Source organism: Enterobacter hormaechei subsp. xiangfangensis (assembly GCF_001729785.1).
GTDB classification, from domain to species: Bacteria; Pseudomonadota; Gammaproteobacteria; order Enterobacterales; family Enterobacteriaceae; genus Enterobacter; species Enterobacter hormaechei_C.
On sequence record NZ_CP017183.1, the window covers coordinates 727423 to 751614 of the forward strand.

The following is a 24192-nucleotide window of genomic DNA, read 5'->3' on the forward strand; positions in this document are numbered from 1 at the left end:
AACCAGGCCTGATTATAGCCTGGTTGAGGGGTGTTTGCTGGGGTTTTATACAGTGCCTGTTCAGTCGGATGGCGCTGCGCTTATCCGGCCTAGAGGTTCCGCAGTCACGGTAAGCGCAGCGCCACCGGGCAAAGGTTTACTGCCCGTAGTAGGCTTTCGCACCGTGCTTACGCAGGTAATGCTTATCCAGCAGGGTTTGCTGCATGTCCGGCAGCTGCGGTGCCATCTGGCGGCAGAAGATCCCCATATAGGCGACTTCCTCCATCACGATCGCGTTGTGCACAGCGTCCTCCGCGTTTTTACCCCAGGCAAACGGGCCGTGGGAGTGCACCAGCACGCCGGGCATTTGCGCCGCGTCGATTCCCTGTTTTTCGAAGGTTTCGACGATCACGTTCCCGGTTTCCCATTCGTACTCACCGTTGATCTCCGCATCGGTCATCAGACGCGTGCAGGGAATGGTGCCGTAAAAGTAGTCCGCGTGGGTGGTGCCGGTCGCCGGAATAGGCTGGCCCGCCTGCGCCCAGATGGTCGCGTGACGCGAATGGGTATGCACAATCCCACCGATGGTCGGGAAGGCCTGATACAGCAGGCGGTGAGTGGGCGTATCGGAGGAGGGCTTTTTATTGCCTTCAACCACTTCACCCGTTTCGATGCTGACCACCACCATGTCTTCTGCGGTCATTACCGTGTAATCCACGCCGGAAGGCTTGATCACGAACACCCCTTTTTCCCGGTCAACGGCGCTGACGTTGCCCCAGGTCAGGGTCACCAGGTTATGTTTTGGCAGCGCCAGGTTGGCTTCGAGTACCTGACGTTTGAGATCTTCTAACATTGTCGTCTCCTGCCAGATGGCGCTTCGCTTATCCGGCCTACAGAACCGTAGGCCCGGTAAACGAAGTGCCACCGGGCATTCAGGGCTTAGCGTTTTGAACCGTAATAGACTTCGTTCCAGCGCAGCGCGTCTTTAAAGGCTGGCAGACGGGTATCGTTATCAATCACGGTCAGTTCGATGTCGTGCAGCTCGGCAAACTGACGCATATCGTTCAGGTCAAGCGCGTGGCTGAATACGGTGTGGTGCGCGCCGCCGGCCAGGATCCAGGCTTCCGACGCGGTTGGCAGGTCAGGCTGCGCTTTCCACAAGGCGTTGGCGACCGGCAGTTTCGGCAGAGAATGCGGAGTTTCCACCGCATCGACGCAGTTCACCAGCAGGCGGAAACGGTCGCCGAGGTCGATCAGGCTGGCGTTAATGGCCGGGCCGGTACGGGTGTTGAAGATCAGACGGGCCGGATCCGCTTTGCCGCCAATGCCGAGGTACTGCACGTCGAGGATCGGTTTCTCTTCAACCGCGATGGATGGACACACTTCCAGCATGTGCGAGCCGAGCACCAGATCGTTGCCGTTCTCGAAGTGGTAGGTGTAGTCCTCCATAAAAGAGGTGCCGCCCTGTAGACCGGTTGACATCACCTTCATGATGCGAAGCAGAGCGGCAGTTTTCCAGTCGCCTTCGCCCGCAAAGCCGTAGCCCTGCTGCATCAGACGTTGTACCGCCAGACCCGGGAGCTGTTTCAGGCCGTGGAGATCTTCAAAGGTGGTGGTAAAAGCGTGGAAGCCGCCCTGTTCCAGGAAGCGCTTCATGCCCAGCTCAATGCGCGCCGCGTCCAGCACATTCTGGCGCTTGTCGCCGTTGATTTGTGCCGCAGGCGTCAGACGGTAGCTGCTTTCGTACTCGTCCACCAGCGCGTTAACGTCGCCATCGCTGATGTCATTCACCACCTGCACCAGGTCGCCCACCGCCCAGGTGTTGACGGAAAAGCCAAATTTAATCTGCGCGGCCACTTTATCACCGTCGGTGACCGCCACTTCGCGCATGTTGTCGCCGAAACGCACCACTTTCAGGTGACGGGTATCCTGCTTAGATACCGCCTGACGCATCCAGGAGCCAATGCGTTTTTGTGCCTGGCCATCCTGCCAGTGGCCGGTCACCACGGCATGCTGTTGACGCATGCGCGCGCCGATGAAGCCGAACTCGCGGCCGCCGTGCGCGGTCTGGTTCAGGTTCATGAAGTCCATGTCGATGCTGTCCCACGGCAGGGAGGCGTTGAACTGCGTGTGGAATTGCAACAGCGGTTTGTTGAGGATAGCCAGGCCGTTGATCCACATTTTGGCTGGTGAGAAGGTGTGCAGCCACACCACCAGGCCAGCGCATTTGTCATCGTAATTGGCATCGCGGCAAATGTTGGTGATTTCGTCCGGGGTAGTCCCCAGCGGCTTCAGCACCAGTTTGCACGGCAGTTTGGCTTCCGCGTTCAGCGCATTCACAACGTGCTCCGCGTGTTTCGTCACCTGCTGCAACGCTTCCGGTCCGTACAAATGCTGGCTGCCAATCACAAACCACACTTCATAATTATTAAAAATGGTCATTATCGTGTCCTTAATGTGTCAGGGTTGCCGTAGTGTCCGCGGTGCTTTTGGCCGGGGCGGCGACAGGGAGATAGTGAAGTTCGGCGCTTTTTGCCCATTGCTGGTAGCGCTGATAAAGCTGTTCAAAGCGTTGTGCCTGCTGAGTCTGCGGATGGAGCGTATTTTCGACGGCGCTCGCCATATGCTGTTGCGCGGTCGGGATATCCGCATGGACGCCTGCGGCCACGGCAGCGAAAATCGCGGCACCCAGCGCACAGCACTGATCGGAGGCCACAATTTGCAGCGGCCGGTTCAGCACGTCGCAGCAGGCCTGCATAATCACCGGATTTTTACGGGCGATCCCGCCCAGCGCCATCACGTTGTTCACGTCAATGCCCTGGTCGATGAAGCACTCCATGATGGCGCGCGCGCCGAACGCGGTGGCGGCGATCAGGCCGCCAAACAGCGCGGGCGCGTCGGTCGCGAGGTTGAGATCGGTAATCACTCCTTTCAGACGCTGGTTGGCAAACGGCGTACGACGGCCGTTGAACCAGTCCAGCACCACCGGCAGGTGGTCGAGAGACGGATTTTTTGCCCAGGCGTCCGTGAGCTGCGGCAGGAGCTGTTTTTTGCTCGCCGTAATCTGCGTTTTCAGTTCAGGATGCGCGGCAGCCAGCTGATCCAGCGGCCAGCCGAGCACGCGGCCAAACCAGGCATAGATATCACCGAAGGCGGACTGGCCCGCTTCAAGGCCGATAAAATCAGGCACCACGCTGCCGTCAACCTGGCCGCAGATGCCTTTCACCGCGCGGTCGCCGACGCTGGCTTTATCTGCCGTCAGAATGTCACAGGTGGAGGTGCCGATAACTTTCACCAGCGTGTTGGGCTGCGCACCCGCGCCCACGGCCCCCATATGGCAGTCGAACGCGCCGCCGGAAATGGTCACGTTTTGCGGCAGACCGAGGCGTTTCGCCCACTCTTCGCAGAGCGTGCCGACCGGGATATCGGCGGTGAAGGTGTCGGTGAACAGCGGGTATGTCAGGTTTTTGTTGATGATCGGGTCGAGTTCATCGAAGAACGCTGCCGGAGGCAGACCACCCCAGCTTTCATGCCACAGCGATTTATGCCCGGCGCTGCAACGGCCGCGGCGAATATCCTGCGGACGCGTGGTGCCGGAGAGCAGGGCGGGAACCCAGTCGCACAGCTCAATCCATGACGCCGCTGCCTGTGCGACCGACGCGTCCGCGCGGGTAACGTGCAGGATCTTGGCCCAGAACCACTCGCTGGAGTAAATCCCGCCGATGTAGCGGGAGTAGTCAGTTTTGCCCGGCTGATGGCATAAGCGGGTGATGGCTTCCGCCTCTTCCACGGCGGTATGGTCTTTCCACAGCACAAACATGGCGTTCGGATTGTCGGCAAACTCCGGTCGCAGCGCCAGTACGCGGCCTTCGGCATCGACAGGGGCAGGCGTTGAGCCGGTGCTGTCGACGCCAATCCCCACGACATCGGCCCGCTGGGCGTCGGTCAACTCCGCCAGAACGGTTTTGATCGCCGCTTCCATCGACTCGATGTAGTCCCGCGGGTGGTGACGGAACTGGTTGTTTGGCGCATCGCAGTAGCGCCCCTCTTGCCAGCGCGGATACCACTCAACGCTGGTTGCTATCTCCTGGCCAGTCGTACAGTCCACTGCCAGCGCGCGAACTGAGTCGCTGCCAAAATCGAGGCCAATTGCAATTGCCATGGTGTTGCTCCATCCAAAAAACAGGTATGGAAGAACATTAGAGACTAGGGACAAAAATCGTCAGGCAGGATCCGCTAATCTTATGGACTAAATTGCTGTAGCCACGCAAAGTGTGACGCCGTGCAAATATTCTATGTGGACATTTCTGCCGCACTTATAGACACTTTTGTTACTGCTTATCCGCCCGTGCTGGCGGAGAAATCAGGGGGAAAGGCTGAAACATGGCGGACGTAAAAGAGGCGTGATGCTTTTTGGATCTTTTCGCGGGCCATTTTTATACTGCTTTTATCGATATGGACAATTGGTTTCCTTCAGGACCCTTGGGAGAACTGAATCTATGGCCGAACCGCAAAACGATCCCTTACTGCCGGGCTACTCATTTAACGCCCATCTGGTGGCGGGACTGACGCCAATTGAGGCCGAGGGATATCTCGATTTTTACGTCGATCGCCCTCTTGGCATGAAGGGATATATCCTGAACCTGACCGTACGCGGAGAAGGGGTCGTCAAAAATGGGGATCAACAGTTTATCTGCCGCCCCGGTGATATGCTGCTGTTCCCGCCGGGGGAGATCCATCACTACGGGCGCCACCCGGATGCCAAAGAGTGGTATCACCAGTGGGTCTATTTCCGTCCGCGCGCCTACTGGCAGGAGTGGCTCTCGTGGCCGGCCATTTTCGCCCATACCGGTTTATATCGCCCGGATGAGGCGCATCTGGCGCAGTTCCGTGAGCTGTTCGCACAGATTATTGAGGCAGGGCAGGCGGGCGGGCGCTACGCCGAACTGCTGGCCATCAACCTGCTTGAACAGGTGCTGCTGCGCCGCATGGAGGCCATCAACGAGTCGCTTAATCCGCCGCTGGACAACCGCGTCCGCGACGCCTGCCAGTACATCAGCGACCACCTTGCCGACAGCCAGTTTGATATTGCCAGCGTCGCCCAGCATGTGTGCCTGTCGCCGTCACGGCTGTCGCATCTGTTCCGCCAGCAGCTTGGCGTGAGCGTACTCAGCTGGCGCGAGGATCAGCGCATCAGCCAGGCGAAACTGCTGCTCAGCACCACCCGAATGCCTATCGCCACCGTCGGGCGTAACGTCGGCTTTGAAGATCAGCTCTATTTCTCTCGCGTGTTTAAGAAGTGCACCGGTGCCAGCCCGAGCGAATTCCGTGCGGGATGTGAATAATCGGTAAACATTCAGGTGAACTTCAGGCGCATCTTGTAAACTATTCAGACAATTGATGCCTTGACGCGGTGCAGGGCGCTAAGCAGAATCGCTGATTCGTTTTCTGACCGGAATAGTTATGCAGGCATTGCTGGAACATTTTATTACCCAGTCCGTTATGTATTCGCTCATCGCCGTGGCGCTGGTGGCGTTTCTGGAGTCGCTGGCGCTGGTCGGGCTGATCCTGCCCGGCACCGTGATGATGGCGGGGCTTGGGGCGCTTATCGGCAGCGGCGAGGTCAATTTCTGGCAGGCGTGGATGGCCGGTATTATCGGCTGTTTGCTGGGGGACTGGATCTCCTTCTGGCTGGGCTGGCGCTTTAAGAAGCCGCTGCACCGCTGGTCGTTCATGAAAAAAAACAAAGCGCTGCTGGATAAAACCGAGCATGCGCTGCACCAGCACAGCATGTTCACCATCCTCGTGGGGCGCTTCGTTGGCCCAACGCGTCCGCTGGTGCCGATGGTGGCCGGGATGCTGGATCTGCCCGTCGCGAAGTTTGTGGTGCCGAATATCATCGGCTGCGTCTTCTGGCCGCCGTTCTACTTCCTGCCGGGTATCCTGGCGGGCGCGGCGATTGATATTCCTGACGGTATGCAAAGCGGTGAGTTTAAATGGCTGCTGCTGGGCACGGCGGTGCTGCTGTGGCTGGCGGTCTGGCTCTGCTGGCGCCTGTGGCGCAGCGCGAAAGCCAGTGTTGATCGTCTGACGCGCTATCTTCCGCGCACTCGCCTGCTCTGGCTGGCCCCGCTGACGTTGGGGGTGGCCGTGGTGGCGCTGATCGCGCTGATCCGCCACCCGCTGATGCCGGTGTACGGCGAGATCCTGTTGAAGGTGGTGAGCCGTTAAGGTGTTTTCCCTCTCCCTGTGGGAGAGGGCAAGGGTGAGGGCATCAGACCTCACGAATACCTAAAAGTGAAGATGCCCCCGCCTTACCACTCAGAAGTTCTTCTGTTTCCCCATCCCACAAAATACGTCCCTCCGCGATCACCACCGATCGCGGCGCGATGCGTGCGGCATCTTCGATGCTATGCGAAACCATCAGCATCGTCAGTTGTTCGCGCTCGCAAACCTCCTCAACCAGCGAGAGCATTTCCTGACGCAGAGCGGGGTCGAGCGCCGAAAAGGGTTCATCGAGCAGCAGTAGCGGCTGCTTGCGCACCAGGCAGCGCGCCAGCGCCACGCGCTGGCGCTGGCCGCCGGAAAGCTCACCCGGTAGTCTGTTGATAAACGCAGCCAGGCCCATTTGTTCGGCGATCGCCTCCAGCGTCTGACGCTGCGCAACATTGAGCTTCAACCCCGGATCCATACCCAGCGCGATGTTCTGCCACACCGTAAGATGATTGAACAGATTGTTTTCCTGGAACAGCATCGACACCGGGCGCTTAGCCGGCGGAGCGTAGGTATACTCGCCATTATCAATGACGATCGACCCGCTGGCAGGCTGTAAAAAACCGGCAATCAGATTGAGCAGGGTACTTTTTCCGGCCCCGCTGGGGCCAAGCACTGCGATTCGCTCTCCCTGACGAACGGAGAGGGTAAAACGCATTGGCAGGTGCTCATAAAGCCAGGTTACATCAGTCAGTTTTAACATCACGCCCCGGAAGTTTTTCGATAACGGTAAATAACGCAAAGCACAGCAGCAACAGGAGTAGCGCCGTGACGGCGCCGTCCTGGCTACGATAGGAGCCAATTTGCTGATAAAGCCAGAACGGCAGCGTGCGGAAATCCTCGTTGCCGAAGAGGGCCACAACGCCAAAATCGCCAATCGACAGCACGCAGGCAAACGCCAGCGCCTGGGCCAGCGGACGCTTTAGCGCGCGCAGTTCGACCACCTTCAGACGCTGCCAGCCCTGCATGCCCAGCGACTGACACAGCAAACTGTAGCGGCTATTGACGTCGCGCATCGGGTTTTCCAGCACCTTGAGCGCGTAAGGGATGGCCATCAGTGCGTTGGTAAAAATGACGATGCCGTCGGCGCTTTCCGGCAGGCCGATGGTGCTGTTGAACAGTAAAAAGAATCCGGTCGCCAGCACAATGCCCGGCATCGCCAGGATCAGCATACCCGTCAGTTCCAGCGCGTGTCCGGCTTTACGGGCATGACGCGCGTGCAGTTCGCGGCTGCTCCAGAGCAGCATCATGGTCAGGATCACGCACAGTAGCCCGGCAGCCAGCGCGATGCGCAATGAGGTCCACGTTGCTTGCCACAGGACAGGCTGTTGCAGTACCGACAACACATTGCGATTCAGGCCATCAACAATAACGGCCAGCAGCGGGGGCAGCAGAAGCAGGAGTGCCAATGCGATTAGCATAAAATCCGCGACGCGGCTGTGCAGGCTGTCCTGCGGATCGCGCCAGCCTGTCAGGTTATTGCTACCTGTGGGGATCGCTTTACTTAGCCGCTGGCTGAGTAACACCAGCGCCAGGCAGCAGACCATCTGCACGATCGCCAGCAGCGCGGCGCGGCCCGGATCGTAGTCGTAACTTAAGGCCTGATAGATCGCCAGCTCAATGGTGGTGGCCTGCGGCCCGCCGCCGAGAGAAAGTACGGTCGCGAAGCTGGCGAAGCAGAGCATAAAGATTAGCGCGGCAACCGGAGCAATCTGGCGTCGCAGCCACGGCCATTCGACAAAGCGGAAGAACGACCAGCCGCGCATGCCAAGCTGGGCGGCAATCTGACGCTGCTCACCGGGAATGTTTTCCAGCGCCTGTAAAAAGAGGCGCGTCGCCATCGGCATATTGAAAAAAATATGCGCCAGCAGAATGCCTTTCAGGCCGTAAGGGGAGAAGGTCCATTCCAGACCAAGCAGGTTGAAGAGGGATGCCAGCCAGCCCTGCCGACCGTAGACGCTCAGAATGCCGAACACCGCCACCAGCACGGGCAGGATCAGCGTCATCGCGCACAGCCGCAGCAGGGCAAGCCTGCCGGGGAAACGTCTGCGATAGAGGGCGCGTGCAAGGAAAATGGCCGGGATCGCCGACAGCAGCGCGGAGAGAAACGCCTGCCAGAAGGAGAAGCGGATGACGTGCCAGAGATAGCTGTCGTGCCAGAGGGCGAGCAGATCGCTCTCTGGCGCGTTAAACCACAGCGCAAGGAATGCACCCAGGCTGACGACGACCATCAGTACGGCGGCGAGCAGCCCGGGAACTAACCAGCCGGGGATCAGCGGCTGACGGCGCGTTGCCATTCACTAATCCATGCGGCGCGCTGGGCGGCAACCTGCTGCGGCGTAAATTCCAGTGAGGTTTGCGGCTTGTTTAGCTGCTCAAAGCCTGCCGGCAGCGCAACGTCAGTGACCGGGTACATCCAGTTGCCGGTCGGAATAGCGTTCTGAAATGCCGGGGAGATCATAAATTCCAGGAATTTTTCGGCAAGCTCCGGCTGTTTGCTCGCGGCGGTGCGGGCGGCCACTTCCACCTGCAAATAATGCCCTTCAGCAAAGTTCGCGGCGGCGTAGTTGTCTTTCTTCTCGGCGATAATGTGGTAGGCCGGAGAGGTAGTGTAGCTCAGCACCAGGTCGCTTTCGCCTTTCAGGAACAGGCCATAGGCTTCGCTCCAGCCTTTGGTGACGGTAACGGTTTTCGCGGCCAGCTTCTGCCACGCTTCCGGCGTTTTATCCCCGTAAACTTTTTGCATCCACAGCAGCAGCCCCAGACCCGGCGTGCTGGTACGCGGATCTTCGTAAATCACGCGCCATTTCTGGTCACTTTCGACCAGCTCTTTCAGGCTTTTGGGCGGATTCTTCAGCTTGTTTTTATCGTAGACAAACGCAAAGTAACCGTAATCAAAGGGAACGAAGGTGTCGTTTTTCCAGCCGCCCGGTACGTTAACGGCATCTGCCGCCACGCCGCTTTTGGCGAACAGTCTGGTTTGGGTGGCGGCTTCCAGCAGGTTGTTATCCAGCCCGAGCACCACGTCGGCTTTGCTGTTTTTGCCTTCCATGCGCAGCCGGTTAAGCAGCGAGACGCCATCTTCCAGCGCCACGAATTTCAGCTCGCAGTTGCAGTCCGCTTCAAAGGCTTTTTTTACCACCGGGCCAGGGCCCCAGTCGGCGGAGAAGGAGTCGTAGGTGTAGACCGTCAGAACAGGCTTAGCAAAAACAGGCAGCGCAAACAGCGCCAGCAGAGGAAGAACGTTTTTTAACACTTTGCACCTCAGGGTTGAGTGGCAAAGGATTTTGAGAGACAGCCTCAAATCCCTTCGCCGGCGTTATCCGGATCAGGTTCGACGGGTATTATCTCAGCGCACATCTGTGATGCAGCACCCCGTTGAGAACGGCGCTATTGTAATGATTTGGTGAATATTACGAAAGCGTTATGGCTCCGGCGGCGCAAACCAGGCGGATTTAAAATCAAACCAGCCCAGGGTGTTCATCCGCAGGCCGCGCATGCTGCGCTGGCCCTGGATCAGCAGCCAGTGGTGAATCAACGGTACGATCGTCTGCCCGGCCAGTAATTCCTGACACCAGGCGGCCAGATCCATTTCTCCTGCCCGCCACCGTGCGGCGTCCTGCTGCCAGTCCCGGTTGATACAGTGCTGAATCAGGGGCACTTCGTACAGGTGAGAAAAGAGCGAGAAATCAAGCGGCAGCGTAAAGTTTGCGCTGTTGAGCCAGATATCGCTGATGACGTCTCCGCGATGCCATTCATCATAATCGACTTCCTGTATCGCCAGCGTCACGCCTTCGGCTGCCAGCAGCGTGCTCATGATCCTTGCGATAAACCTGTGCTCAATGTGATCGCGATAGTAGCTGAGGGTGATGGTCTCCAGTCCGGCAGGTTTTTCACTGCGCACTGGCTGCGCATGGTGCCAGCGCGGAAGCAGGCCATAGGCCGGGAACCACCAGGTCTGGTATTGCTCCTCTGCGTGATAAATCAGGTTAGCAGGGGCAAGAATATGGCTTATCCACCTGCGTACGTCGTGGTTTGCCCCGCGATGGCTGCGGCTATCAAAGAGCAGGTAGTAGCAGCCCTCCTCCAGGCGGCTTTCGAACGCCTTTTCACCGGCTGTTGGCCCTTCCAGGGTCAGGCCTGCGCTCAGCTCTTCGTTGAGATCCGGTAACACCCAGACGTTCACTTCGTCGATCAACGCCCTGTAGCCAAAGTAATCATCAAAGGCGCGGATCTTCAGCTGATTACTGTTGTTTCGTGTAACGGAGTAGGGGCCCGTACCAATCGGCTGGCTGGAAAAATTGTTCAGGGAGCGCCACTCGGCAGGCAGGATCATTGAGGGGACGTAGCCCAGAAGCCACGGAAGCCATTTGTCCGGCTGCGATAGCTCAATATCCAGCGTCCAGGCCGTTGGGGAGTGGATCCGCGAGATATGCGAATAGAGCGGCAGCGTGCGGGCTCGCTCTAAGGAATCGATAACGTCGCGCATCTCCAGCTCGCGTCCATGGTGGAAATGAATGCCGGGGCGTAAGAAAAAGCGCCAGTGGCGCGGGGAAAGCTGTTGCCAGTGGTGCGCGATATCCGCCTCCAGTTCCCCGTTTTCCTCATTTATTCGCGTCAGGCCGCTGAAGATTTGTCGGGCCATGTGGGTTTCAGAACGCCGTAACGCCGTGCCGGGCAACAGATTTTTCATCGGACGGTAGTAGAGCACCCGCAGAATGTGTCGGCCCTGACGAAAACTGCGTCCGAGATGGGAGACCAGCATTTGGCGCACGGCGGCCTTGTCGCCCACCAGCTGGACCAGCTGATCGATACGGTCCTGCTCGAGCAGGTCTTCTGCACGCTGCTGCTGCAATGCCAGCCCGGTGTAGAGAAAGGTCAGCCGCGAGCGTTTCCCGCGTCCCGCCTCCGCTTCCCAGCTTAACCACCCCTGCTGCTGCATGGTATTGAGCAGCGTGCGCATATGGCGGCGGGAACAGCTAAGCAGGTCAGCCAACTCGTTGAGCGTGGTTTCCTGCGATTGCCCCTCACAGCACTGCCAGAGGCGGATAAATTGTTGTTGCAGACGACCAGAAGGCATAAAAGGGGAACTCCTGACAAAAAATCAGCAATTTATTAATCCCTATATTAAGCCAATAATCCTTATCGATGAAGCGAGGAGGTAAATTATGAAGAGGTCTACCGCACGTCAGTTTTATCAGCACTATTTTTCAGCGACAAAGGGAGTGTCCTGGCTGGCCCGCCAGTGCGCAGAGCAGCGGCTGAGAATACTGGAAGATCTGATGCAGTGGGACGTTACGAAACCGACCTCTTCTCGCTAACTCGCCTCGATCATGTGTGACTGAGTATTGGTGCTAATCACCCGCCAGCAAAATGTTTTTTGCTGGCTTTTTTCGTTTACTATTTCACCCAATTTCGATTCGCTTTCATAAGGACTTGCGCATGCTCTGGTTGATGACGATGGGGCGACGCCTGAATGGCGTGTACGCCGCTTTTATGCTGGTGGCCTTCATGATGGGCGTAGCCGGCGCGCTACAGGCGCCGACGCTGAGCCTGTTTCTCAGCCGCGAGGTGGGGGCGCAGCCGTTTTGGGTGGGCCTGTTCTACACCGTCAACGCCATTGCCGGGATCCTCGTCAGCCTGTGGCTGGCGAAACGATCCGACAGCCAGGGCGATCGCCGCAAGCTGATCCTCTTTTGTTGCGCAATGGCCGTGGGCAACGCGCTGCTGTTTGCCTTCAACCGCCATTACCTGACGCTCATTACCTGCGGCGTGCTGCTGGCCTCTCTGGCGAACACCGCCATGCCGCAGCTCTTCGCCCTGGCACGGGAGTACGCCGACAACTCGGCGAGGGAAGTGGTGATGTTCAGCTCGGTGATGCGTGCGCAGCTCTCGCTGGCGTGGGTCATTGGTCCCCCGCTGGCGTTCATGCTGGCGCTGAACTACGGCTTCACCACCATGTTTTCCATCGCGGCGGGGATTTTTGTCATCAGCCTGGCGCTGATAGCCTTTGCGCTGCCATCGGTGGCGCGCGTAGAGCAGGTGACGGACAAGCCCATCACGCAGGTGAGCGGCTGGCAGGATAAAAACGTCCGCATGTTGTTTATCGCCTCCACGCTGATGTGGACCTGCAACACCATGTACATTATCGATATGCCGCTGTGGATCAGCAGCGATCTGGGACTGCCCGACAAGCTCGCGGGGATCCTGATGGGCACCGCTGCCGGGCTGGAGATCCCGGCGATGATTCTGGCGGGTTACTACGTCAAACGTTTCGGAAAGCGTCGGATGATGGTCGTCGCCGTGGCGGCTGGGGTGGTGTTCTACGCGGGGCTGATCCTGTTCCATTCGCGTGAAGCTTTGCTGACGTTACAGCTGTTTAACGCGGTATTTATCGGCATCGTTGCCGGGATCGGCATGCTCTGGTTCCAGGATCTTATGCCCGGACGCGCAGGCTCTGCGACCACGCTTTTTACCAACAGCATTTCGACCGGAGTGATCCTGGCGGGGGTGATTCAGGGGGCGCTGGCGCAAAGTTACGGGCATGGCTCAGTTTACTGGGTGATTGCCGCGATTTCGGTGGTTACGCTTGGGCTGACTTGCCGGGTTAAGGATGTCTGATTTTGGAAGGCGGCTTTACGAAACAAATCAATGGCCCGCTTTTTGCGGGCCATTGTCTTTAGCCCATAAACGCAGGCTGTTTTTTCTCGTACGCGGAGATGGCGTCTTCGTGCTGGAGAGTTAAACCAATGCTGTCCAGACCGTTCAGCATGCAGTGGCGACGGAACGCATCAATGCTGAAGCTGTAGGTTTTATCCCCGGCTTTCACCACTTCCCCTTCCAGATCCACTTCAAACGAAATCCCCGGGTTTGCCTGCACCAGCGCAAACAGTTCATCGACCTGTTCGTCACTCAGCGTCACCGGCAGCAGCTGGTTGTTAAAGCTGTTGCCGTAGAAGATATCCGCGAAGCTTGGGGCGATAACCACCTTAAAGCCGTAGTCGGTCAATGCCCATGGCGCATGTTCACGCGACGATCCACAGCCAAAGTTTTCCCGCGCCAGCAAAATGGAGGCGCCTTTGTATTCCGGAAAGTTCAGGACGAATTCCGGGTTTGGCACTTCGCCTTTATCGTCGAGGAAGCGCCAGTCGTTGAACAGATGCGCACCAAAACCCGTGCGCGTCACTTTCTGCAAAAACTGCTTAGGAATGATAGCGTCAGTATCGACGTTAGCGGCATCCAGCGGGACAACACGGCCCGTATGTTGGGTAAATTTCTCTGCCATGATTGTCTCCTTATTTCAGGCTGCGAATATCGGCGAAATGACCGGTGACTGCCGCAGCGGCGGCCATTGCCGGGCTGACCAGGTGGGTGCGCCCACCGCGGCCCTGACGGCCTTCAAAGTTACGGTTGCTGGTGGAGGCACATCGCTCGCCCGGATTCAGGCGGTCGTTGTTCATCGCCAGACACATGGAGCAGCCGGGCAGGCGCCATTCGAAGCCTGCTTCGATAAAGATCTTATCCAGACCCTCCGCTTCCGCCTGGGCTTTCACCGGACCGGAGCCCGGCACAACCAGCGCCTGCACGCCCGGCGCCACTTTGCGGCCTTTAGCAATTTCTGCCGCAGCGCGTAAATCTTCAATACGGGAGTTGGTACAGGAGCCGATGAACACTTTATCAATGCTCACGTCGGTCAGCGGTACGCCGGGTTTCAGCCCCATATAGGCCAGCGCCTTTTCCGCACTGGCGCGCTCGACCGGATCGGCGAAGGAAGCCGGGTCAGGAATGCTGTCGTTGACAGAAATCACCTGGCCCGGGTTGGTGCCCCAGGTGACCTGCGGGGCGATCTCTTCCGCCTGTAACGTCACAACGGTATCAAAAATTGCCCCCTCGTCCGTTTTCAGGGTTTTCCAGTACGCTACCGCGTCGTCAAAATTCTGACCTTTCGGCGCATGCAGACGCCCCTTCACATAGTTGAAGGTGGTTTCGTCTGGGGCCACCAGTCCTGCTTTGGCGCCCATCTCAATGGCCATGTTGCAGAGGGTCATACGACCTTCCATGCTCAGCGCCTGGATAGCATCTCCGCAGAACTCAACGACGTGACCGGTGCCGCCTGCACTGCCGGTTTTGCCGATAATCGCCAGCACGATATCTTTCGCGGTGATACCCGGCGCGGCTTTCCCCTTCACTTCAATCTTCATGGTTTTGGCGCGGCCCTGCTTCAGGGTCTGCGTCGCCAGAACGTGTTCAACTTCAGAGGTCCCAATCCCGAACGCCAGCGCGCCAAATGCGCCGTGGGTTGCGGTATGGGAGTCGCCGCAGACGATGGTCATGCCTGGCAGGGTAATCCCCTGCTCAGGCCCCATTACGTGGACGATACCCTGATAGGGGTGGTTCAGATCGTACAGCTCCACGCCAAACTCGTTACAGTTCTTGATCAGCTCCTGCATCTGAATACGCGCCATCTCGCCAGATGCATTGATGTCTTTGGTCTGGGTGGAAACGTTGTGATCCATCGTGGCAAAGGTTTTACCCGGCTGACGCACCGGGCGCTTGTGCGCGCGCAGGCCGTCAAATGCCTGAGGAGAGGTCACTTCATGTACCAGATGACGGTCGATGTACAACAGTGGGGTTTCGTTTGGTGCTTCGTAGACCACGTGCGCATCAAACAACTTCTCATATAACGTCTTAGCCATGATTACACCCCTTCAGCGACATAGTGGGCAATGATGTCGCCCATTTCATCGGTACTGACTGCCGCCGTGCCGCGTGCTAAATCGCCGGTACGGACGCCTTCTTCTAACGCCCGGTTAATGGCGTTTTCAATTGCGGTTGCTGCATCGCCTGCATCCAGGCTATAGCGCAGCAGCAGAGCCAGGGAGAGGATCTGCGCAATCGGGTTGGCGATGTTTTTGCCTGCGATATCCGGCGCGGAGCCGCCCGCCGGTTCGTACAGGCCAAAGCCTTCTTCGTTCAGGCTGGCCGAGGGCAGCATACCCATGGAGCCGGTGATCATGGCGCATTCATCCGAGAGAATATCGCCGAACAGGTTGGAGCACAGCAGCACGTCAAACTGAGACGGATCTTTGATCAGCTGCATCGTTGCGTTGTCGATATACATATGCGACAGCGCAACGTCCGGGTACTGCTTAGCGACTTCAGTGACGATTTCGCGCCACAAAATAGACGACTGGAGCACGTTTGCTTTATCAATAGAGGTCACTTTACGGCGGCGTTTGCGCGCTGACTCAAACGCGATATGGGCGATACGTTCGATTTCAAAACGGTGATAGACCTCGGTATCAAACGCTTTCTCATGCTGACCGCTGCCTTCGCGACCTTTTGGCTGACCGAAGTAGATGCCGCCGGTCAACTCACGCACGCACAGGATGTCGAAACCGTTGGCCGCGATATCCGCGCGCAGCGGGCAAAACTCTTCCAGCCCCGGGTACAGTTTCGCCGGACGCAGGTTGCTGAACAGTTTGAAGTGCTTACGCAACGGCAGCAGCGCACCGCGCTCTGGCTGCTCTGCTGGCGGCAGGTGTTCCCATTTTGGGCCGCCCACGGAGCCAAAAAGAACGGCATCGGCATTTTCGCAGCCTTCTACAGTCCCTTTCGGCAGGGGAGTACCGTGATTATCAATCGCAATACCGCCCACGTCGTAGTGGCTGGTGGTAATTTTCATCGCAAAACGCGAACGAACAGCTTCCAGTACTTTCAGCGCCTGTGCCATCACTTCCGGGCCAATACCGTCACCCGGCAACACAGCAATATGGTAATTCTTCGACATCACACGGTTTCCTTGTTGTTCTCTTTATTCTGAGCTTTGCGTTGCAACTCTTTTTCGACTTCGGCGGCGCGCCAGATGTTGTTCAGGACATGCACCATCGCTTTCGCGGAGGATTCGACGATATCTGTCGCCAGACCCACACCGTGGAAGCGGCGACCGTTGTAGTTGACGACGATATCAACCTGGCCCAGGGCGTCTTTACCGTGCCCTTTTGCCGTCAGGTCGTATTTCACCAGCTCTACGTCGTACTCAGTGACGCGGTTAATCGCCTGGTAAATGGCATCCACAGGGCCGTTACCGTTGGCGGCTTCCGCTTTAATTTCATCGCCGCAGGCCAGCTTGACGGAGGCGGTAGCGATATCGCTTGAGCCTGACTGAACGGTGAAGTAGTCCAGACGGAAGTGTTCTGGCTCTTCCTGCTGTTTATTGATGAATGCCAGTGCTTCCAGGTCGTAATCGAAGACCTGGCCTTTCTTGTCAGCCAGCTTCAGGAATGCGTCGTACAGCTGATCCATGTTGTAATCGCTGTCCTTATAACCCATCTCTTCCATACGGTGTTTTACCGCCGCGCGGCCAGAGCGCGAGGTCAGGTTCAACTGAACCTGGTTCAGACCGATGGATTCCGGAGTCATGATTTCGTAGTTTTCACGGTTCTTTAGCACGCCATCCTGGTGAATACCGGAGGAGTGGGCGAACGCGCCAGCCCCAACAATCGCCTTGTTCGCCGGGATCGGCATGTTGCAAATCTGGCTCACGGTCTGGCTGGTGCGCCAGATTTCGTTGTGATTGATGCGAGTGTGCACGTTCATAATGTCTTTGCGCACCTTGATCGCCATGATCACTTCTTCCAGCGAGCAGTTGCCGGCACGTTCACCAATGCCGTTCATTGCCCCTTCTACCTGACGCGCGCCGGCGTGAACGGCGGCGATGGCATTGCCCACAGCCAGGCCCAAATCGTCATGGGTATGCACGGAGATGATGGCTTTATCAATATTTGGCACGCGATCGTACAGGCCGGTGATGATGTTGGAGAACTCAAACGGCATGGTGTAGCCGACGGTATCCGGGATGTTGATAGTTCTGGCTCCGGCATTAATCGCGGCTTCCACTACCCGGGCCAAATCGTCAATCGGCGTGCGGCCTGCATCTTCACAGGAGAATTCGACGTCATCAGTGTAGTTACGCGCGCGTTTGACCATATACACCGCACGTTCAATCACTTCATCCAGCGTACTGCGCAGCTTGGTCGCAATGTGCATGGGGGAGGTGGCAATGAATGTATGGATACGGAAGGCTTCTGCAACTTTCAGGGATTCCGCGGCCACATCAATATCTTTCTCTACGCAGCGAGCCAGACCGCACACGCGGCTGTTTTTGATGGTGCGGGCGATGGTCTGCACTGACTCGAAATCACCTGGCGAGGAGACGGGAAAGCCGACTTCCATTACGTCTACACCCATGCGTTCGAGGGCCAGAGCAATTTGCAGTTTTTCTTTAACACTCAGGCTCGCCTGTAATGCCTGTTCACCGTCACGTAAAGTAGTATCGAAAATAACGACTTGCTGGCTCATGGGTTAGGTCCTTGTCAGTCTTAGGGCGCCTTGCTACGAGCATAAAAAAACCCGCGCAGTGGCGCGGGTTTTTAGTTTTACTGAAGACGATTCAACGCTGAATTTCGCCCGCCAGTCTACCGCGCACAGTGGATGCGTTTAGTAGTAGTAGACCGGTGAAACGAAGGGTGCGAATCATGAATCGTGCTCCAGGTGAATGCGATATGCTTTTAGTGGTACTGGATACGCCAACTCATGTCAACCCCTCTCAGGCAAAACGGCCACTCAGTACAGGATAAACACATTAGCTAATTGTGCTGGTTTTTGCATGTCTAACCGATTTTATTGTCTATTATTGGACTGGCGATTCATCTCTGGAATAATTTGAATATAATTGGTAGCAATTGAACATACTATTTTTACCAATGTGCTGTGAAATGGAATCTGTTTCATATCATTGATTTATAAATTACATGAATGATTTGCGGGTGAGTAAGTTATCAAAATTGATATCATTTTGTTAATGAAAATGCGATGTATGCCATTAATAGTTTAATAACACTTAAGTCATTATTAATGAGTGCGTTGATTGTGCATTTGTCTGATTTATGGTTTCATGCCCACATTAAAGTTTGAGATATCTTTTGAACGATCTTTAGCTCTTCATTTATGGGATGCGTAAAGTCGCTCGTGGAATGGGGTCTCTTTATATATTCCGAATTTTAAATAATTTCCTTTCGCTTGTTGTATATGCATGGTAAATCATATTTTTCGAAGTTATTACTGTACCTTGGCAAAGGGAATTTAGCGTGACGGTGGAGTCAGAAATGCCAGAAAATAATATTAACCAACCACAGACTTATGATGGGGTTAAGCCTCAGTTGCGCACAGTGGATCTCAATCTGTTAACTGTATTTGATGCAGTTATGCAGGAGCAGAATATTACGCGAGCAGCGCAATCTCTGGGAATGTCTCAACCTGCCGTGAGTAATGCCGTAGCCAGACTTAAGGTGATGTTTAACGACGAGTTATTCGTCCGCTATGGAAGAGGTATCCAGCCCACGGCGCGTGCATTCCAGCTATTCGGTTCGATTCGTCAGGCGCTACAGCTGGTACAAAATGAGCTTCCCGGCTCGGGTTTTGAACCCTTAAGCAGTGAACGGGTTTTCCATCTCTGTGTTTGCAGTCCGTTAGACAATTATTTGACGTCTGTTATATATAATAAAGTTGAACAGATTGCTCCTAATATTCATCTCGTTTTTAAATCATCATTAAATCAAAATACTGAGCACCAGCTTCGTTATCAGGAAACGGAGTTCGTTCTGGGCTATGAAGAGTTTCGCCGTCCAGAGTTTGCCTGTGTTCCGTTGTTTAAAGATGAAATGGTGTTAGTCGCCAGCAAAAAACATCCCCGTATGAATTCTCCGCTGCGTGAAAGCGATGTTTACAGCGAGCAGCATGCCGTGGTTGCTCTGGACAGATATGCCTCATTTAGTCTGCCGTGGTATGACACTGCCGATAAACAAGCCAGCGTGGCCTATCAGGGAATGGCGATGGTCAGCGTATTGAATGTCGTTTCTCAGACGCAGCTAGTCGCTATTGCACCGCGCTGGCTTGCTGAAGAGTTCTCCGATTCGCTGAGCCTGCAAATTTTACCTCTGCCGCTCAAGCTGAATAGCCGTACCTGTTATCTTTCCTGGCATGAAGCGGCGGGGCGGGATAAAGGGCATCAATGGATGGAAGAGCTGCTGGTCAATATTTGTCGTCGATAAGACAGGATGAATAAACCGCATGGTGCCATGCGGTTTATTCTGTGGTTTTTTATGCAAGCAATATTTTGTTCTGTGCGCATTTTTTCAGACACTCAGGGAGGCTTAAAAATAGATGATTTCCTGATCCATCCTCTTTTTAAGAGATGAATTATTAGCGTCTCCCCTCATAGCAGATGAATTCACCATATTCGTGTCTGACAGCTGTTTTTTCTGCTTTTATTGCCCATTCCCGCATTCCGTTTGCTAATTGCCTGGCTCATAACGAGCGGTTAAGGTATCCATCACTCTGCACATTATAAGATGGGTTTACCCTGTCAGAAGACGGCGCGGAAATGAATTCTGTTGACCGTCTATAACAAAAGCCTGGAGGCAAAGCATGGAGATGTTGTCTGGCGCGGAAATGGTCGTCCGATCGCTTATCGATCAGGGCGTGAAGCAAGTGTTCGGCTATCCTGGAGGTGCGGTTCTTGATATTTATGACGCGCTGCACACGGTAGGCGGTATTGATCATGTTCTGGTTCGTCATGAACAGGCTGCTGTGCATATGGCAGACGGCCTGGCCCGCGCCACGGGCGAGGTGGGTGTTGTGCTCGTCACTTCCGGACCGGGGGCGACCAATGCCATTACCGGCATTGCGACTGCGTATATGGACTCCATTCCCCTGGTCATTCTCTCCGGACAGGTGGCGACGTCACTGATTGGCTATGATGCGTTTCAGGAATGCGACATGGTGGGGATCTCACGCCCCGTGGTGAAGCACAGCTTTCTGGTTAAGCAAACGGAAGACATCCCGGGCGTACTGAAAAAAGCCTTCTGGCTGGCCGCCAGCGGTCGTCCTGGGCCAGTGGTTGTCGATCTGCCAAAAGATATTCTCAATCCCGCGAATAAACTGCCTTACCTGTGGCCTGAGTCGGTGAGCATGCGTTCATATAATCCGACGACGCAGGGGCACAAAGGCCAGATTAAGCGTGCGCTGCAAACGCTGCTGGCTGCGAAAAAGCCCGTAGTCTATGTGGGGGGCGGCGCCGTCAATGCAGCCTGTGAAACGCAACTACGCGAACTGATTGAGAAGCTGAATCTTCCTGTCGCGTCATCGCTGATGGGGCTGGGGGCATTCCCGGCTACCCACCGTCAGGCGCTGGGCATGCTGGGTATGCACGGCACCTATGAAGCCAATATGACGATGCACCATTCTGATGTGATTTTTGCCGTCGGCGTGCGTTTTGACGATCGCACCACCAATAATCTGGCGAAATACTGTCCGCATGCGACGGTGCTGCACATTGATATCGATCCGACTTCAATCTCTAAAACGGTGCCGGCGGATGTGCCGATCGTGGGGGACGCACGACAGGTGCTGGATCAAATGTTGGATCTGCTGGCGCAGGAGACCGCGTCTCAACCGCTGGACGAGATCCGCGACTGGTGGCAGCAAATCGAACAGTGGCGTGGCCGTCAGTGCCTTAAGTACGACACACAAAGTGAGAACATCAAGCCGCAGGCGGTGATCGAGACGATCTGGCGTCTGACCAATGGCGATGCGTATGTCACATCTGACGTGGGCCAACATCAGATGTTCGCTGCGCTGTATTACCCGTTTGATAAACCGCGTCGCTGGATCAACTCTGGCGGGCTCGGCACGATGGGCTTTGGTCTGCCCGCCGCGCTGGGGGTGAAGCTGGCGTTGCCAAACGAAACGGTGATCTGCGTGACGGGTGATGGCAGCATACAGATGAATATTCAGGAGCTTTCTACTGCGCTGCAATATGAGTTGCCAGTGCTGGTGCTGAACCTGAATAACGGTTACCTCGGTATGGTAAAGCAGTGGCAGGATATGATTTATTCTGGCCGTCACTCTCAGTCTTATATGAAGTCACTTCCGGACTTTGTCCGCCTGGCTGAAGCCTATGGTCATATTGGCATGCGGGTAACCGATCCGTCAGAGCTGGAAGCGAAGCTCGGCGAAGCGCTTGAGCACGTTAAAAACAATCGCCTCGTCTTCATGGACGTCATCGTCGACGGCACAGAGCATGTTTATCCGATGCATATCCGTGGCGGCGGTATGGATGAAATGTGGTTAAGCAAAACGGAGAGAACCTGATATGCGCCGGATATTATCTGTATTACTGGAAAATGAGTCGGGCGCACTGTCACGCGTCATTGGGCTTTTTGCGCAGCGCGGCTATAACATTGAAAGCCTGACCGTTGCGCCGACCGATGACCCGACGCTCTCCCGCATGACGATCCAGACTGTCGGCGATGCGAAAGTGCTTGAGCAGATCGAAAAACAGTTGCACAAACTGGTGGACGTGTTGCGCGTCAGCGAGCTGGGGCAGGGGGCTTACGTCGAACGTGAAGTGATGCTGGTGAAAATTCAGGCCAGCGGTTACGGTCGTGAAGAGGTCAAGCGCAACACGGATATCTTCCGTGGGCAGATCATCGACGTCACGCCTTCTATATATACTGTGCAGCTTGCCGGAACGAGCGATAAGCTGGATGCGTTCCTGGCCTCCGTCAGGGATGTAGCAAAAATTGTTGAAGTTGCGCGCTCTGGCGTTGTTGGCCTCTCGCGCGGCGATAAAATCATGCGTTAGTTGCGCAAAAGGTTCGCCTCTTTCAGCCCGGTAGCCAAAGCCGGGCTTTTTTTTGCGTAATCCACCGACAACGCGGACAAAAGCGGTTGCCGTGAAAGCTATTCTGCGTTTAGATGTTAAAATATTTAACCATAACCTTGACAGGGCCATGGACTTTTTTCTTTTTTTGAGGGGCAATTGTGAAACTGGATGAAATCGCCCGGCTCGCCGGCGTGTCGAGAACCACGGCCAGCTATGTGATTAACGGTAAAGCAAAGCAGTATCGTGTCAGCGATAAGACCGTTGAGAAAGTGATGGCAGTCGTTCGTGAGCATAATTACCATCCGAATGCTGTCGCCGCAGGTTTACGTGCCGGGCGCACCCGCTCGATTGGCCTGGTTATCCCGGACCTGGAAAATACCAGCTATACCCGCATCGCCAACTATCTGGAACGTCAGGCTCGTCAGCGGGGCTATCAGCTGTTGATTGCCTGCTCCGAGGATCAGCCTGACAACGAGATGCGCTGCATTGAGCATCTGCTGCAACGTCAGGTTGACGCCATCATCGTGTCGACCTCTTTACCACCAGAGCATCCTTTCTATCAGCGCTGGGCAAACGATCCGTTCCCGATTGTGGCGCTGGATCGTGCGCTGGATCGTGAACATTTCACCAGTGTCGTAGGTGCCGATCAGGACGATGCAGAAATGCTGGCTGCCGAACTGCGTACCTTCCCGGCTGAAACGGTGCTGTATCTTGGCGCTTTGCCTGAACTTTCCGTAAGCTTCCTGCGTGAACAAGGGTTCCGTACGGCATGGAAAGACGATCCGCGTGACGTTCATTATCTGTATGCCAACAGCTATGAGCGTGAAGCGGCTGCCCAGCTGTTCGAGAAATGGCTGGAAACGCACCCGATGCCGCAGGCGTTGTTTACCACCTCGTTTGCCCTGTTGCAGGGGGTGATGGATGTGACGTTACGTCGCGATGGCAAACTGCCATCCGATCTGGCGATTGCGACCTTCGGCGATAACGAACTGCTCGACTTCCTGCAATGTCCGGTGCTGGCCGTGGCCCAGCGTCACCGCGACGTCGCCGAGCGCGTGCTTGAGATTGTTCTGGCAAGCCTGGATGAACCCCGCAAACCGAAACCCGGGCTTACGCGTATCAAACGTAATCTCTATCGGCGCGGAATTTTGAGCCGCCATTAATATTTCCACAGGGGCGGTAAAACTGCCCCTTTTGAAGCGCATTTATTGCGGGAAATAATTCCCGGATAAAAATTAGGATTTATCTCTAAGATTCATAGCCTGCTATTATTCTGAATCCATTTTGACGTTAAAAAGTGCAATTATAATTTCTAACGGGCATTTCTTTGTATTGTTTTGTTACAAACAGGTGCCAGCCGATGAATATTCAGCCATTTTTTACTCCCCCCTTCAGACCTCAACGCACACGAACGAATCCATCTGGCTTTGAGGTTAATCTGGCGCTGTTATCCCCCGGCGATATGCCTTAAAATGCTGCCCGCGTCGCAAACTGACACTTTATATTTCCCTGCGATGATATTGAGTGAGTCTTAACGCTCGTGTGCATATTCTGTTTTTTTCTTACAAATATTCATAACGTTAATTTTGCCTCGCCAGTTGTGTAGTAATTAGCCAGGTCACGCTTGCTCTGTAAATACGGTGCTTTCGCGCCGGTATAGAGAGAGTCCTGGCTTGACAAGCTTTTCCCTCGCTCCGTAAACTCCTTCAGGTGGGAATTTGTGGGTTAAAGTGGTGAGGAGGGGTGAGACTGGCATGTTCCGTGGAGCAACGTTAGTCAATCTCGACAGCAAAGGGCGTTTATCGGTACCAACCCGATACCGCGACCAGCTGATTGAGAACGCTTCGGGTCAACTGGTTTGCACCATTGACATCAACTCCCCATGCCTGCTGCTTTACCCTTTGCCTGAATGGGAAATCATTGAGCAAAAGCTGTCGCGACTGTCGAGCATGAACCCGCAGGAACGCCGCGTACAGCGGCTGTTATTGGGACATGCCAGTGAATGTCAGATGGATAGCGCCGGGCGATTATTGATTGCGCCTGTGTTGCGGCAACATGCCGGTCTGACTAAAGAAGTGATGCTGGTCGGACAGTTCAACAAGTTTGAACTGTGGGACGAAACGACCTGGTATCAACAGGTCAAGGAAGATATCGACGCTGAGCAGTCTGATTCCGAAACATTATCGGAACGGCTGCGGGACTTGTCTCTATAA

The 24192-nt window shown here is 55.6% G+C and carries 21 protein-coding genes and 1 riboswitch; of the genes, 9 read left to right on the top strand and 12 right to left on the bottom strand.

Annotation, left to right across the window (positions count from 1 at the left end):
* Nucleotides 1-136: 136 nt before the first annotated feature.
* From araD to araB, 3 genes are all read right to left on the bottom strand, one after another.
* Nucleotides 137-832: an L-ribulose-5-phosphate 4-epimerase gene (gene araD, locus BFV63_RS03500; RefSeq protein ID WP_003856407.1), complete on the bottom strand. Its 696-nt coding sequence runs from the start codon at nucleotides 830-832 to the stop codon at nucleotides 137-139.
* A gap of 86 nt (nucleotides 833-918) precedes the next feature.
* Nucleotides 919-2421 carry an L-arabinose isomerase gene (araA, locus tag BFV63_RS03505; RefSeq protein ID WP_003856405.1) on the bottom strand — a complete coding sequence of 501 codons (1503 nt, stop codon included), beginning with the start codon at nucleotides 2419-2421 and terminating at the stop codon, nucleotides 919-921.
* Nucleotides 2422-2431: 10 nt separating this feature from the next.
* Nucleotides 2432-4141, bottom strand: a complete 1710-nt coding sequence (gene araB / locus BFV63_RS03510) for a ribulokinase (RefSeq protein ID WP_022650387.1) — start codon at nucleotides 4139-4141, stop codon at nucleotides 2432-2434.
* A gap of 337 nt (nucleotides 4142-4478) precedes the next feature.
* Between araB and araC the strand changes: the two genes are divergently transcribed.
* Both araC and BFV63_RS03520 read left to right on the top strand, forming a co-directional pair.
* On the top strand, nucleotides 4479-5324 hold the full coding sequence (gene araC, locus BFV63_RS03515) for an arabinose operon transcriptional regulator AraC (RefSeq protein ID WP_003856402.1): 846 nt from the start codon (nucleotides 4479-4481) through the stop codon (nucleotides 5322-5324).
* Between the two features lie 118 nt (nucleotides 5325-5442).
* On the top strand, nucleotides 5443-6210 hold the full coding sequence (locus BFV63_RS03520; RefSeq protein WP_023324146.1) for a DedA family protein: 768 nt from the start codon (nucleotides 5443-5445) through the stop codon (nucleotides 6208-6210).
* Between the two features lie 43 nt (nucleotides 6211-6253).
* Here the strand turns inward: BFV63_RS03520 and thiQ are convergent, their stop codons facing one another.
* From thiQ to sgrR, 4 genes are all read right to left on the bottom strand, one after another.
* On the bottom strand, nucleotides 6254-6955 hold the full coding sequence (thiQ, locus tag BFV63_RS03525; protein ID WP_032608486.1) for a thiamine ABC transporter ATP-binding protein ThiQ: 702 nt from the start codon (nucleotides 6953-6955) through the stop codon (nucleotides 6254-6256).
* Nucleotides 6939-8549, bottom strand: coding sequence for a thiamine/thiamine pyrophosphate ABC transporter permease ThiP (thiP, locus tag BFV63_RS03530; protein ID WP_003856395.1), 1611 nt, complete (start codon nucleotides 8547-8549; stop codon nucleotides 6939-6941). Before thiP ends, thiQ begins: the two co-directional genes overlap by 17 nt.
* Nucleotides 8525-9508, bottom strand: coding sequence for a thiamine ABC transporter substrate binding subunit (gene thiB, locus BFV63_RS03535; RefSeq protein WP_045335535.1), 984 nt, complete (start codon nucleotides 9506-9508; stop codon nucleotides 8525-8527). The genes thiP and thiB overlap by 25 nt, the downstream gene beginning before the upstream one ends.
* Before the next feature lie 31 nt (nucleotides 9509-9539).
* A riboswitch (TPP riboswitch) is annotated at nucleotides 9540-9640 on the bottom strand.
* Nucleotides 9641-9676: 36 nt separating this feature from the next.
* Nucleotides 9677-11332 (bottom strand): HTH-type transcriptional regulator SgrR, encoded by a 1656-nt coding sequence (sgrR, locus tag BFV63_RS03540; RefSeq protein ID WP_048241405.1) that lies wholly within the window; start codon nucleotides 11330-11332, stop codon nucleotides 9677-9679.
* An 88-nt stretch (nucleotides 11333-11420) separates the two neighbouring features.
* Between sgrR and sgrT the strand changes: the two genes are divergently transcribed.
* Both sgrT and BFV63_RS03550 read left to right on the top strand, forming a co-directional pair.
* A complete protein-coding gene (sgrT, locus tag BFV63_RS03545) occupies nucleotides 11421-11573 on the top strand; it encodes a glucose uptake inhibitor SgrT (RefSeq protein WP_003856388.1) in 153 nt (50 codons plus the stop codon).
* A 121-nt stretch (nucleotides 11574-11694) separates the two neighbouring features.
* Nucleotides 11695-12873: a sugar efflux transporter gene (locus BFV63_RS03550; RefSeq protein WP_003856386.1), complete on the top strand. Its 1179-nt coding sequence runs from the start codon at nucleotides 11695-11697 to the stop codon at nucleotides 12871-12873.
* A 58-nt stretch (nucleotides 12874-12931) separates the two neighbouring features.
* Here the strand turns inward: BFV63_RS03550 and leuD are convergent, their stop codons facing one another.
* From leuD to leuL, 5 genes are all read right to left on the bottom strand, one after another.
* Nucleotides 12932-13537: a 3-isopropylmalate dehydratase small subunit gene (gene leuD / locus BFV63_RS03555; protein ID WP_048241404.1), complete on the bottom strand. Its 606-nt coding sequence runs from the start codon at nucleotides 13535-13537 to the stop codon at nucleotides 12932-12934.
* Nucleotides 13538-13547: 10 nt separating this feature from the next.
* The gene (gene leuC, locus BFV63_RS03560; RefSeq protein ID WP_003856382.1) at nucleotides 13548-14948 is read right to left on the bottom strand and encodes a 3-isopropylmalate dehydratase large subunit; all 1401 of its coding nucleotides are present in this window, start codon (nucleotides 14946-14948) and stop codon (nucleotides 13548-13550) included.
* 2 nt (nucleotides 14949-14950) lie between these two features.
* On the bottom strand, nucleotides 14951-16042 hold the full coding sequence (leuB, locus tag BFV63_RS03565; protein WP_048241403.1) for a 3-isopropylmalate dehydrogenase: 1092 nt from the start codon (nucleotides 16040-16042) through the stop codon (nucleotides 14951-14953).
* On the bottom strand, nucleotides 16042-17613 hold the full coding sequence (leuA, locus tag BFV63_RS03570) for a 2-isopropylmalate synthase (RefSeq protein ID WP_023315385.1): 1572 nt from the start codon (nucleotides 17611-17613) through the stop codon (nucleotides 16042-16044). Before leuA ends, leuB begins: the two co-directional genes overlap by 1 nt.
* Nucleotides 17614-17704: 91 nt before the next feature.
* A complete protein-coding gene (gene leuL, locus BFV63_RS23530; protein WP_057979999.1) occupies nucleotides 17705-17791 on the bottom strand; it encodes a leu operon leader peptide in 87 nt (28 codons plus the stop codon).
* A 628-nt stretch (nucleotides 17792-18419) separates the two neighbouring features.
* Here leuL and leuO point away from each other — a divergent pair.
* The 5 genes from leuO (at nucleotide 18420) to mraZ (ending at nucleotide 24192) form a co-directional block, all read left to right on the top strand.
* Nucleotides 18420-19364: a transcriptional regulator LeuO gene (gene leuO, locus BFV63_RS03575; protein ID WP_023324151.1), complete on the top strand. Its 945-nt coding sequence runs from the start codon at nucleotides 18420-18422 to the stop codon at nucleotides 19362-19364.
* Nucleotides 19365-19740: 376 nt separating this feature from the next.
* Nucleotides 19741-21465, top strand: a complete 1725-nt coding sequence (gene ilvI / locus BFV63_RS03580) for an acetolactate synthase 3 large subunit (RefSeq protein WP_003856373.1) — start codon at nucleotides 19741-19743, stop codon at nucleotides 21463-21465.
* A gap of 1 nt (nucleotide 21466) precedes the next feature.
* The gene (gene ilvN, locus BFV63_RS03585) at nucleotides 21467-21958 is read left to right on the top strand and encodes an acetolactate synthase small subunit (RefSeq protein ID WP_003856371.1); all 492 of its coding nucleotides are present in this window, start codon (nucleotides 21467-21469) and stop codon (nucleotides 21956-21958) included.
* Nucleotides 21959-22137: 179 nt separating this feature from the next.
* Nucleotides 22138-23142 (top strand): catabolite repressor/activator, encoded by a 1005-nt coding sequence (gene cra, locus BFV63_RS03590; RefSeq protein ID WP_003856369.1) that lies wholly within the window; start codon nucleotides 22138-22140, stop codon nucleotides 23140-23142.
* A gap of 591 nt (nucleotides 23143-23733) precedes the next feature.
* Entirely contained in the window at nucleotides 23734-24192 is a 459-nt protein-coding gene (gene mraZ / locus BFV63_RS03595; RefSeq protein WP_003856368.1) for a division/cell wall cluster transcriptional repressor MraZ, read from the top strand.